The organism is Paraburkholderia sp. BR14374 (genome assembly GCF_040948685.1).
Taxonomy (GTDB): Bacteria; Pseudomonadota; Gammaproteobacteria; order Burkholderiales; family Burkholderiaceae; genus Paraburkholderia; species Paraburkholderia youngii.
On record NZ_JBFPKF010000002.1, the window covers coordinates 684,883 to 696,744 of the forward strand.

Annotated in this window: 13 protein-coding genes; 3 read left to right on the forward strand and 10 right to left on the reverse strand. The window is 63.5% G+C overall.

Going from position 1 to position 11,862, the window contains the following annotated elements; all coding sequences use genetic code 11:
- Positions 1-29 precede the first annotated feature (29 nt).
- The 6 genes from AB3X86_RS07080 to rpsP form a co-directional block, all read right to left on the reverse strand.
- The gene (locus AB3X86_RS07080) at positions 30-968 is read right to left on the reverse strand and encodes a CobD/CbiB family protein (RefSeq protein WP_368595389.1); all 939 of its coding nucleotides are present in this window, start codon (positions 966-968) and stop codon (positions 30-32) included.
- Between the two features lie 149 nt (positions 969-1,117).
- Positions 1,118-1,876 carry a CoA pyrophosphatase gene (locus AB3X86_RS07085; RefSeq protein ID WP_176124220.1) on the reverse strand — a complete coding sequence of 253 codons (759 nt, stop codon included), beginning with the start codon at positions 1,874-1,876 and terminating at the stop codon, positions 1,118-1,120.
- Positions 1,877-1,963: 87 nt separating this feature from the next.
- Positions 1,964-2,350 (reverse strand): 50S ribosomal protein L19, encoded by a 387-nt coding sequence (gene rplS, locus AB3X86_RS07090; RefSeq protein ID WP_176105405.1) that lies wholly within the window; start codon positions 2,348-2,350, stop codon positions 1,964-1,966.
- Positions 2,351-2,496: 146 nt separating this feature from the next.
- The gene (gene trmD, locus AB3X86_RS07095) at positions 2,497-3,264 is read right to left on the reverse strand and encodes a tRNA (guanosine(37)-N1)-methyltransferase TrmD (RefSeq protein WP_368590521.1); all 768 of its coding nucleotides are present in this window, start codon (positions 3,262-3,264) and stop codon (positions 2,497-2,499) included.
- Between the two features lie 25 nt (positions 3,265-3,289).
- Positions 3,290-4,024 carry a ribosome maturation factor RimM gene (gene rimM / locus AB3X86_RS07100; protein WP_368595390.1) on the reverse strand — a complete coding sequence of 245 codons (735 nt, stop codon included), beginning with the start codon at positions 4,022-4,024 and terminating at the stop codon, positions 3,290-3,292.
- Between the two features lie 134 nt (positions 4,025-4,158).
- Positions 4,159-4,413 (reverse strand): 30S ribosomal protein S16, encoded by a 255-nt coding sequence (gene rpsP, locus AB3X86_RS07105; protein ID WP_013090118.1) that lies wholly within the window; start codon positions 4,411-4,413, stop codon positions 4,159-4,161.
- Between the two features lie 171 nt (positions 4,414-4,584).
- Between rpsP and AB3X86_RS07110 the strand changes: the two genes are divergently transcribed.
- Both AB3X86_RS07110 and AB3X86_RS07115 read left to right on the forward strand, forming a co-directional pair.
- Positions 4,585-5,769 (forward strand): sorbosone dehydrogenase family protein, encoded by a 1,185-nt coding sequence (locus AB3X86_RS07110; protein WP_368595391.1) that lies wholly within the window; start codon positions 4,585-4,587, stop codon positions 5,767-5,769.
- A 197-nt stretch (positions 5,770-5,966) separates the two neighbouring features.
- Entirely contained in the window at positions 5,967-6,434 is a 468-nt protein-coding gene (locus AB3X86_RS07115; protein ID WP_368595392.1) for an NINE protein, read from the forward strand.
- A 31-nt stretch (positions 6,435-6,465) separates the two neighbouring features.
- On the opposite strand, the gene AB3X86_RS07120 is transcribed toward AB3X86_RS07115, so the two are convergent.
- Together AB3X86_RS07120 and AB3X86_RS07125 are read right to left on the reverse strand one after the other, a co-directional pair.
- The gene (locus tag AB3X86_RS07120) at positions 6,466-7,617 is read right to left on the reverse strand and encodes a PA0069 family radical SAM protein (RefSeq protein WP_368595393.1); all 1,152 of its coding nucleotides are present in this window, start codon (positions 7,615-7,617) and stop codon (positions 6,466-6,468) included.
- Between the two features lie 144 nt (positions 7,618-7,761).
- Positions 7,762-8,250, reverse strand: a complete 489-nt coding sequence (locus AB3X86_RS07125) for an Lrp/AsnC ligand binding domain-containing protein (protein WP_368595394.1) — start codon at positions 8,248-8,250, stop codon at positions 7,762-7,764.
- Between the two features lie 180 nt (positions 8,251-8,430).
- Here AB3X86_RS07125 and AB3X86_RS07130 point away from each other — a divergent pair, with 180 nt between their 5' ends.
- Complete coding sequence (locus AB3X86_RS07130) at positions 8,431-9,717, forward strand: D-amino acid dehydrogenase (RefSeq protein ID WP_368595395.1); 1,287 nt, start codon at positions 8,431-8,433, stop codon at positions 9,715-9,717.
- Positions 9,718-9,782: 65 nt separating this feature from the next.
- Here AB3X86_RS07130 and AB3X86_RS07135 read toward each other — a convergent pair whose 3' ends face one another.
- On the reverse strand, positions 9,783-11,573 hold the full coding sequence (locus tag AB3X86_RS07135) for an acyl-CoA dehydrogenase (protein WP_368595396.1): 1,791 nt from the start codon (positions 11,571-11,573) through the stop codon (positions 9,783-9,785).
- 98 nt (positions 11,574-11,671) lie between these two features.
- A partial coding sequence (locus tag AB3X86_RS07140; RefSeq protein WP_368595397.1) for an electron transfer flavoprotein subunit alpha/FixB family protein occupies positions 11,672-11,862 on the reverse strand: 191 nt, incomplete at its 5' end.

Genomic DNA, 11,862 nt, shown 5'->3' on the forward strand with positions numbered 1-11,862 from the left:
TTCTCTTGTGCTGCGCGCGCGTGGCCGCTTCAGGCGAGCCACACCGCGATGGTCAACATCAACAGCAGGATCATCCACAACACGACCGCGCGCCACACGAGCCCCACCGCCGATTGCAGCGTGCGCGGCGTGCAGTCGTCGCCGACCTGCATCGGACCGCCGTCGCCGGTGGCGAGCGCGTCGAGGCTCGACGGCTCCGCGAGTGGCCCGGCCAGGCGCGCGCCGAGCGCCCCGCTGCCCGCGGCGAGCAACACGCCGTCGTTCGTATCGGGCCATTGCCGCGCATGATTGCGCCACGCGTAAATCGCATCCTCGAAATTGCCGACGATCGCAAAGCCCAGCGACGTCAACCGCGCCGGCACCCAGTCGATAACGAAGAACGCGCGCTGCGCGAAACTCGAAAACGCGACGGTGCGGTCGTCGGTCGGCCGCGCCCATGCGCGCGCCAGATATTCCGCGCAACGGTACAGCACCGCGCCGGCAGGGCCGACCGGAATCAGGAACCAGAAGAACACGCCGAACACGTGGCGATGCGACGCGACCACCGCGTGAATCAACGTGTGACGCACGATCTCGCTGACCGGCATGTCGACTGTCTCGAGCCCGGTCCATTCGTTGAGGATTTCGCGCGCGCGTGGCACGTCGTCGTTGTTCAACGCGAGATGGATGTCGGTGAAGTAGTGGCTGAACTGCCGGAAGCCGAGCGTGAAGTACAGCACCACGACGTTCCACAGGAACGCGAGCATGAAGTGAATGTGATACAGCACGTAATAGACGAGCGCGACTGCGAGCGTCCAGGGTAGCACCACGACGAGCCACGCGAGCAGACCGTGACGTTGCTTGCCAGCATCGAATCCGTGCGCCGCCGACTCCGCATGGTATTGAAGCAACGCAGACACCGGATTGTTCGGCGATAGCGCGCGTACCTGTTCAATGATCAGAGCCAGCAATACGGAGAAAAAAGTCATGCGATGCGCCGTGCTTTTTAAGTTTTTACGATTGTTTTATAACGATAGCACAGGGTCGGATGAGTCTGAACGCGGACGCTGACAAAGCGCCAACAAGTGCGTCGTTCGCGCAACTCGCATCGTCGGCGCGTCGATGCGAGTCATAGCTCTCACGCGGCGAGGAACCGATACAGGTTGCGCAGCATCGCGGCCGTCGCGCCCCAGATGAAATGATGGCCGCTTTGCACGGCCGCTGGCGTGGCCGTCTGAGCGTGTTGCCCGCCGTGCTGCTCGGCGGCTTCCGGAGCCACCGTCAATTCGCCGCGCGGATACGGCATCGCGAAGAAGCGGCGCTCGCCGCCCTCGTAGCGGAACAGGCGCTCTTCGTGGTTGGACGGGTCCATCAGGAACGCGAGCGGCACTTCGAAGACCTCGGCGACTTCGAGCGGATCGATCTCAAGCGAGAACGGCGGGTGCACGAGAGCGATGATCGGCGACACGCGAAAGCCGGTGCCAGTCAGATAGTCGGGCAACGCGCCGAGAACTTCGACGCGCGACGCGTCGAGACCCACCTCTTCACGCGCTTCGCGCAGCGCCGTGGCGGTCGCATTGGCGTCGAACGGTTCCTGGCGGCCGCCGGGAAAACTCACCTGGCCGGCGTGATCGCTCAGATGGTCCGCGCGCTGCGTGAGCAACACGGTAAGGCCTCGCGCACGCACGACGAGCGGCACCAGCACCGCGGCCACGCGTGGGTCGAGGTCGGTGTTGCGCCACGGCGCATCGGCAATTTTTTCGGGGGTCCAGGCAAGTTGCCGATCGAAGCGCGCCCGCAGTGCATCGGGCGTCAGACGCTCGCCCGTGACCGGTGGCAGATCGGCGCCCGTCGCGATGACAGGCAGAGTTTCGGGCTCAAAGACGGGGCGGATCAACGGGTCTCTCGGATGAGCGGGGACATGCCGCTATTTTGACCTGGCCAACAAAAAAGCACCCGCGAGGGGTGCTTTTTCTTACAGCATTTACGCTTCGGAAGGAGCGCGGTCCTTCGAGACCAGCTTTTCCTTGATTCGAGCCGACTTGCCCGAACGCTCGCGCAGATAGTACAGCTTCGCACGACGCACATCGCCGCGACGCTTGACGACGATGCTTGCCAGCAGCGGCGAATACGTCTGGAACGTACGCTCGACGCCTTCGCCCGACGAAATCTTGCGGACGATGAACGACGAATTCAGACCACGGTTACGCTTGGCGATCACGACGCCTTCGTAAGCCTGCACACGCTTACGCGTGCCTTCAACCACGTTCACGCTGACGATGACCGTATCGCCCGGACCAAAATCCGGAATGGTCTTTTCGCCGAGAACGCGCGCGATTTCTTCCTGCTCGAGTTTTGCAATCAGATTCATCACTGACTCCTAGATCCATCTTGTCGGCGTTCGTACCTGCCCACGCTTACTGCGTTGGGCTACGGCCCCGATAGAGGATGGGTTCACATCTGGCACCGCACACGCATGTACGGCACCGCCTTTTGTCCGCTCGAAAGACCGGAGCCTCAGGCCTTCGGCTCTTCCTTCGCGAGACTTGCGAGCCACGCCTCGTCGGCACGGCTCAGCATTCTGTTCTTTCTGGCCTTCACGATCAGATCGGGCCGTTTGTTCAACGTGTTGCGCAGTGCTTCGCGCCGCCGCCACGCTTCGATTTCCGCATGATGGCCGCCGAGCAGCACATCGGGCACCCGCACGCCCTCGTATTCCTCGGGACGTGTGTAGTGCGGACAATCGAGCAGCACGTCGACGAAACTATCCTGCACCGCCGACTGCGAGTCGTTCAGCACGCCGGGCAACTGACGCACGACCGCATCCATCAATGCCATCGCGGGCAGCTCGCCGCCCGACAGCACGAAGTCGCCAAGGCTGACTTCCTCGTCGACGACACGGTCGAGCAGACGCTGGTCGATCGCTTCGTAACGCCCGCACAACAGGATCAGACCGGGTTCGGTCGCGAACTTCATCACGCGCTCGTGATTTAACGTGGCGCCTTGCGGCGACATCATCACGACGCGCGACGCGCCGATGCCCTGCTCCGACTGCGCCGTTTTCGCGGCACTGATCGCATCTTCAAGCGGCCGAGCCAGCATGACCATGCCGGGGCCTCCGCCGTATGGGCGATCGTCGATGGTGCGGTAGTTGTCGGTCGTGAAATCGCGCGGATTCCACGTACGCAACCCATAACGCTGCTGCTTCGCGGCCCGGCTGGTGATACCCCAGTCAGTCAGCGCGCGGAACATTTCTGGAAAGAGCGTCACGACATCGAACTGCATCGCTCTCCCCACTCAACGATAGATTTCAATAGTCAGCTTCCCAGTCGACGACGATCTGCTTGGCCGTCTGGTCCACCGTTTTGACAAAGACGCCGACGAACGGGATCAAACGCTCGCCTACGATCGGCTTGCCGCTTCTATCGGTAGCCGGGTATTCGATGCGCAGCACCGATTGCGCGCCGTTGTCGATCATGCTGGCGACCTTGCCGAGGCTGAGCCCAGCGAGATTCACCACGTCCAGGCCGATCAGATCGACCCAGTAGAATTCGTCGGCTTCGAGCGCCGGAAATTCGCTACGGCTGATGTACACGCGAGAGCCGCGCAAAGCCAGCGCCACATCGCGGTCAGCGATGCCACCCAGACGGGCGACCACGCTGTCGCTATGCGTTTTGGCCTGCAAGGTCGGCGCCGATTTGCGCTCCTGGCCTTTCAGCAGCCACCAGCGCTTCGCGCTCAGCAAGGTGTCGCCGCCCTGCCCGGCATCCGCATGCGCGGCCACCTTGACCCAGCCTTTGAGACCATAGGCGTCGACGATTGCGCCGACTTCGACCGCATCGGCCGGCCAGCTCGCCGCCGTTTCGATGCGCATTTCTGCAGCTTCCGAACCAGCGTTCGCTACCTTGGCCTGCGTCTCTTTCAACTTGCCGTCGGTTCGTTCGACCGGCTTGCGGACGAATGCGCCGAACGACGCCTGACAAGACGCCTTTGCGCGCGAAGCTGCCTTGGCGCTACCAGAACTGCCGGAATCACGCTCAGACATCGAATAACCTCGACAACAACTTCGCAGCCGGCTTTGGCGTCTGCTTCAGTAACACAAATTGCGCATCGGACTGCTCACGCGAGTTGCGCGAGCCGCCGGCCGAACCGACGACGATACGCCCGCGGGCTGCCATATCAAGCAGCCGGCTGTGCCTTTTGGGCTTCCTTCACGAGACGCTCGACGGTCGGCGACAGCTGCGCGCCAACACCTTGCCAGTACGTCAGGCGATCCTGAGCGATACGCAGGGACTCGCCCTTCGTAGCGACCGGGTTGTAGAAACCGACGCGCTCGATGAAGCGGCCGTCACGACGGCTACGCGAGTCGGTGGCGACGATATTGTAGAACGGGCGCTTCTTGGAGCCGCCACGAGCCAAGCGGATGATGACCATACTAGAATCCTTGAAAACCGGGGTTCGGAACGACTGAAACACGCGATTATAGCGGGAAACCGACGCCATAACAAACACTTACCGGGATAAACTGTGGAACAGGGCCGCACCGGCCTTCTACAAGAGGTGCGAGAACCCGCTCAAACGCCCGAATTACCTGAAGGAGCGCGTGTGCAACGCCAACCGAACCTCCTGTTTCGATTCGCCTTTTTTGCCTTTTTCGTGCGCTTTGCTGGACTTTCGCGCACCCCGCGCAGCCGGATTCTACGCGCGGCGGCGGCCACGTTGCTCACCGCGCAGGCGTTGACGGCAAACGCCGCGCTACCCATCGAGAAAATTAAACTGCCGCCGGGCTTTCACATCGAGGTGTTGTCGGACGACGTGCCGAGCGCACGCGCGATGACGTTATCGCCCAAGGGCATTCTGTACGTGGGCAGCAACGATGGGCACGTCTATGCGCTCGAACTGCGGAACGGCCGCGTGACGGGCCGCCACGTGATCGCGTCCGGGCTGCAGATGCCCGCCGGTGTCGCGTGGCGCGATGGCGCGCTGTACGTGTCGGCCGTGTCGAAAATCGTGCGCTTCGATGCGATCGACTCGCACCTGAACGATCCGCCGAAACCGGTCGTCGTCACCGATAAGCTGCCGACGGACACGCATCATGGCTGGAAATTCATCGCGTTCGGCCCGGATGGCAAGCTGTACGTGCCGCAAGGCGCGCCGTGCAACATTTGCCAGAGAGATCCGGACCGCTTTGCGCTGATTGGCCGCATGGACCCGGACGGTAGCCACTACGAGGTCGTCGCGCGCGGCATCCGCAATTCGGTTGGCTTCGCGTGGCATCCGATCACCAACGAACTGTGGTTCACCGACAACGGTCGCGACCTGCTCGGCGACGACATTCCGAGCGACAAGCTCAGCCGCGCGTCACGAGTCGGCATGAACTTCGGCTTTCCGTACTGTCACGGCGGCGACACGCCCGATCCCGAGTTCGGCAAGGATCATCCGTGCAGCGACTTCACGCCGCCGGTGATCAAGCTTGGCGCGCACGTGGCGGCGCTTGGCATGCGCTTCTACGACGGTCCAATGTTTCCGCCCGACTACCGCAACAATATCTTCATCGCCGAGCACGGCTCGTGGAACCGCAGCAAGAAGGTAGGCTACCGCGTGGTGCGCGTGATCACCGACCCTGACGGCAGCCACGCACGCCAGCAAGTCTTTGCCGAAGGCTGGCTGCAACCCGGCGAATCGGTGTGGGGCCGTCCCGCCGATGTGCTGCCGTTGCCGGACGGTTCGCTACTGATCAGCGACGATACCGCCGGCGCAATCTATCGCGTCACGTATTCGGCGCCGTAGAACGCGGATGCATGCATGTCCGGCTGAGCGGCTGTACTGGTCTTCAGCCAGTTCCGGCGCGTTCCGCCGCCCCGCCTTCAGCGCGGGCGCTCGCCCTCAACGTAACCACCCGCCCGCCGCAGGCGTAGAATGCGCGTCGGTCCGCGCCCTGCGGCACACTGCTCCTTTCGACCGCCTGTCACTCTGCCCACGCGTTCATGTCCACCGTTGCCTCGACCTCCCCGCGCTTCAGATCCAAGACGCTCACCGCCGCGCTGGCGTTCCTGTTCGGCAGCCTCGGCGCCCACCGCTTCTATCTGTATGGCATCCGGGACATCTTCGGCTGGACGCATCTGCTCGGCACGCTGATCGGCATTCCCGGCGTGATGCTGCTGATCGCGACCGAGCGCGCGTCGATCCTCGGCTGGGTGCTCGCGTCGATCGGTGCGGTTTCACTGTTCGCTGCGTTTCTGGCCGCGCTCGTCTACGGGCTGCGTCCGGATCAGAAATGGGATGCGCAATTCAACGCCCATACGCAACACAAAAGCCGCTCAGGCTGGACGGTCATTTTCGTCGTGATCTTTTCGCTGCTCATCGGTGCGTTTCTGCTGATGACCGGTCTCGCGCTCGCGTTCCAGACCTACTTCGAAAGCCAGGTCGAAGCGGCCAAAGCGATTTCGCAGTAACACCCGTGGCCCAGGCAGGCATTCCTGCGCGCTAGAAAAGCCTCAATTGCGGATTGTCACGCGCCGGTGCGCTCGCCTGCTCGGCGCGCGGCGACTCGATCCGGCGGAAGTGCGACATGTCGAGAATGCCGCGGTCACGCCCGCTCAGCCCAAACCGGCGCGCGGCCTTGTGAAAGCGCTGCTTGAGCAGATCCGCCCATAAGCCCTCTCCCTTCATGCGGGTCGAGAACGACGAGTCGTAATCCTTGCCGCCCCGCATGTCGTGCACACGGTTCATCACGCGCTCGGCGCGATCCGGGAAGTGTGCGCTCAGCCAATCCTTGAACAGCGGCGCGACCTCCCACGGCAAGCGCAGCACGATATAGCTCGCGTTGCTGGCGCCCGCTTCCGCGCACGCTTCGAGCACGCGCTCCATGTCCGGTTCGGTGACGAACGGGATCACCGGCGCGATGCTGACGCCGACCGGAATGCCCGCCTCGCTGAGCGTACGGATCGTGCGCAGGCGGCGCGACGGCGTGGCCGCGCGCGGTTCGAGCGTGCGCGCGATGTCGGCGTCCAGCGTGGTGATCGTGATTGCGGCCATGAATTGCCCGCGCTCCGCCATCGGCGCGAGCAGGTCGATATCGCGCTCGATCAGCGACGATTTGGTGATCGCCGCGAACGGGTGATTGCGCTCGCTGAGGACCTCGATCACCCGACGCGTAAGTCGCAAGTCGCGTTCGGCCGGCTGCCATGCGTCGGTCGCGACGCCGAGCGCGATGGGCTCCGGCACATAGGATTTCTTCGACAGTTCCCGCTCGAGCAGTTCGGGCGCGTTGATCTTCGCGTAGATGCGGCTTTCGAAATCGAGCCCCGGCGACAACCCCAGGTAACTGTGCGTGGGCCGCGCGAAGCAATAGATGCAACCGTGCTCGCAACCGCGATACGGATTCAGCGACACATTGAACGGAATGTCCGGCGACGCGTTGCGTGTGAGGATGGTTTTCGCGCGCTCCTCGAACACCTGCGTGCGCAGCAGCTTCGGCTCGCCGTCTTCGTCGGCCGCCTGCCAGCCGTCGTCGACGGCCTCGCGCTGGTCGACTTCGTAGCGGCCTTGCAGGTTCGTGACCGCACCGCGCCCCTTGCGAGGTGCCGGCGGCGCGATCGGAAATTCGGGAATGTCAGGGGTGTCGGGGTCATCCACGGCGGGCCACGCAAAGCAAGCGCAAACAGGAAGCGCCAAAAGAAAACGGCGCAAACACCTGTATAAATATACAGTATTTACGCCGTTTGTCGAGCACTTCGGGTGCCGCGAGATGCGCGACCAGTCCCGTTAGGGATCAGGCACTTAGTCGGTAACCGCGATCGTCAGCGTCTCCTTGATTTCCTCCATCACCACATAGCTCTTCGACTGCACCGCTCCCGGCAACTGCAGCAGGATGTCGCCGAGCAACTTGCGGTAGTCGGCCATTTCGCCGATGCGCGCCTTGATCAGATAGTCGAAATCTCCCGACACGAGGTGGCACTCGAGCACCTCGGGGATCTTTTGCACCTCGCGGCGGAACTGGTCGAACATGTTGCCGCTCTTGTGATCGAGCGTGATCTCGACGAACACCAACAGCGCCGCGCCCAGTTCTGCCGGATTCACGCGCGCGTAGTAGCCGGTGATCACGCCGTCGCGCTCCATCCGCTTGACGCGCTCGATGCAAGGTGTCACCGACAGGCCGACCAGTTCCGCCAGGTCCTTCATCGCCATACGGCCGTCCTGCTGCAGGAGCCGCAGGATCTTGTGATCGAGCTTATCGAGAGCCCGCACGGGATGGCGCTGGGTACGCATAGTGTTTTTGCTGAAAATGATGAAAATACGATAACAAAACCTGCTTAACTGTTAATAGTATAGCGGTTAACACTGGGCAGACGGCATTTCACCTCAGATTGCAGCTCGTTGAATCGAAGCAGATCGAATCCAGCGAAACGCGCCTTGCCCTCACTCAATTTTTGGATATCTGGAGCAGCTATGCGAGTCGTCGTTTTGGGCAGTGGCGTCGTCGGTGTAACGAGCGCGTACTACCTCGCACGCGCCGGTCACGAAGTGACCGTCATCGATCGCGAGGCTGGCCCGGCGCTCGAAACCAGCTTTGCCAACGCGGGCCAGATCTCGCCGGGCTACGCGTCGCCGTGGGCCGCGCCGGGCGTGCCGCTGAAAGCCGTCAAGTGGATGTTCCAGAAGCACGCGCCGCTCGCGATCCGCCTCGACGGCACCACGTTCCAGCTGCAATGGATGTGGCAGATGCTGCAGAACTGCACGGCGCCGCGCTATGCGGTGAACAAGGGCCGCATGGTGCGGCTCGCCGAATACAGCCGCGACTGCCTGCAGGCGCTGCGCGCCGACACCGGCATCCAGTACGAAGGCCGCACCGGCGGCACGTTGCAGGTGTTTCGCACGCAGCAGCAGTTCGACGGCGCCGCGAAAGACATCGCCGTGCTGCAGGAAGCCAACGTGCCGTACGAACTGCTGAGCGCCGACCAACTCGGCAAGGCCGAACCGGCGCTCGCTGCGGTGTCGCACAAGCTCACCGGCGGCCTGCGCCTGCCAGGCGACGAAACCGGCGACTGCCAGATGTTCACGACGCGACTCGCGGCACTCGCCGAGCAACTGGGCGTCAAGTTCCGCTACAACACGCCGATCGACGCGCTCGCGATGGCAGGCGGCCGCATCGCCGGCGTGCAGTGCGGCGGCGAACTGGTGCGCGCGGACTCGTTCGTGGTCGCGCTCGGCTCGTACTCGACGCGCTTCCTCGACGGCATCGTGAAGATTCCGGTCTATCCGCTGAAGGGCTATTCGATCACCGCGCCGATCGTCAACGCGGCTGCCGCGCCGGTGTCGACCGTGCTCGACGAGACCTACAAGATCGCGATCACGCGCTTCGATGACCGGATTCGCGTCGGCGGCATGGCTGAGGTCGTGGGCTTCGACAAATCACTGCGCGAGGCGCGCCGCAAGACGCTCGAGCTTTCAGTGAACGACCTGTTCCCGGGCGGCGGCGACACATCGAAGGCGACGTTCTGGACCGGTCTACGGCCGATGACGCCGGATAGCACGCCGATCGTCGGCCGCACGCCGGTGCCGAACCTGTTCCTGAACACCGGCCACGGCACGCTCGGCTGGACGATGTCGTGCGGCTCAGGCCAACTGCTCGCCGACCTGTTGTCGGGCAAGCAACCGGCGATCCGCGCGGACGATCTGTCGGTGCATCGCTATCTCGGCGAGACCGGGGGCGAACATCGGCCGGCGTATGCGTGAGTTCGAGTGCGTGCGCTTGCGGCCCTGGCCGCAAGCGCACGCGGCAACAAACAGCAGCGGCATGCTTAGAACTGGTCTTCCGACAAAGCCAGCACGCCCTCGCCACCCTTCGCGCTGACGATCGCCACTTCGAGCGCCGCCGCCTGCGGCAGCACATGCTCGGCGTAAAACCGCGCGGTCGCAATCTTCGCGTCATGAAACGCGGGGTCTTCGTCGCGCCTCGCCGCCGCCGCAAGCTGCGCACGCGCCATCTGCCAGCCGCCTAGCACGATGCCCGCGAGCTTCAGATAGGGCACGCTGCCCGCGAACACCGCGTTCGGATCGCCCTTCGCATTCGCGACGACGAAATCGACGACCGCGCCAAGCGCCCGCTGACCCTCAGCGAGTTGCGTCCGCATCGACGCAAACGCCGCGCCCTGCTGCGCGCCGAGCGCTTCGACCGTTTCGGCGATACCAGCAAGCAGTTCCTTCGCGACCTTGCCGCCGTCGCGCAGCGTCTTGCGACCAATCAGGTCGTTGGCCTGGATCGCGGTCGTGCCTTCGTAGATCGGCAGAATGCGCGCGTCGCGGTAGTACTGCGCGGCGCCGGTTTCCTCGATGAAGCCCATGCCGCCATGCACCTGCACTCCGAGGCTCGTCACGTCGATTGACAATTCCGTGCTCCAGCCCTTCACGATCGGCACCAGGTATTCGTAGATCGCCTGATGCCTGACACGCGTCGCGTCGTCAGGATGACGATGCGCGATATCGCAGTGCGAGGCCGCGACGTACGCGAGCGCGCGCGACGCCTCGGTCAGGCAGCGCATCGTCGAAAGCATGCGGCGCACGTCCGGGTGCTGGATGATCGCGACCGACTGCTTCGCGGAGCCATCCACGGGACGGCTCTGCACGCGCTCCTTCGCATACGCGACGGCCTTCTGATACGCGCGATCCGAAATCGCGACGCCTTGCATGCCGACCGCGAAACGCGCGGCATTCATCATGATGAACATGTATTCGAGGCCGCGATTCTCTTCGCCGATCAACTGACCGATCGCGCCGCCGTGATCGCCGAACTGCAGCACCGCGGTCGGGCTCGCCTTGATGCCGAGCTTGTGCTCGATCGACACGCAATGCACATCGTTGCGCTCACCGAGCGAGCCGTCCGCGTTGACGAGAAACTTCGGCACGAGGAACAGCGAAATGCCCTTCACACCATCGGGCGCATTAGGCGTGCGCGCAAGGACGAGATGGACGATGTTCTTCGCCATGTCGTGCTCGCCCCAGGTAATGAAAATCTTCGTGCCGAACAGCTTGAACGAACCGTCGCCCAGCGGCTCGGCGCGCGTGCGCACCAGCGCGAGATCGGAGCCCGCCTGCGGCTCGGTCAGGTTCATCGTGCCGGTCCATTCGCCTGAAATCAGCTTCGGCACGAAGGTCTGTTTCTGCGCTTCGCTGCCGGCGGTCAGTAGTGCCTCGATCGCGCCGTCGGTGAGCAAAGGACACAGCGCGAACGACAGATTCGACGCGTTGAGCATTTCGACGCATGGCGTCCCGATCAGCTTCGGCAACCCCTGTCCTTCGTAGTCGAGCGGGTGCTGCACACCCTGCCAGCCGCCCTCGGCGAACTGGCGGAACGCATCCCTGAAACCGGGCGTCGCGGTGACGACGCCATCCTTCCAGCTGCTCGGGTTGCGATCGCCGTCGACGTTCAGCGGCGCGAGCACTTCGCCGCACAGTTTCGCCGACTCGTCGAGCACGGCCCGCGCCGTGTCGAGGTTCGCGTCTTCGAAGCCGGGCAGCTTCGCGATGTCTTCGAGTCCGGCCAGTTCTTTCATCACGAACAGCATGTCCTTGATGGGCGCCGTATAGCTCATTTCGGTTCTCCTCCCTTGATATGAAAAAAGGGCGCGGGACTTGGTCGGTCCAGCGCCCTTCGCTTATTCTCGGCGGCCTGTTTCAGCCGCCGCGGCGCTTAGCCGAGTTCCTTCACGAGTTCCGGCACGATGGTGAACAGATCGCCGACGAGGCCGTAATCCGCCACGCTGAAGATCGGCGCTTCTTCGTCCTTGTTGATCGCGACGATGACCTTCGAGTCCTTCATGCCGGCCAGATGCTGGATCGCACCCGAGATGCCGACCGCGACGTACAGTTGCGGCGCGACGA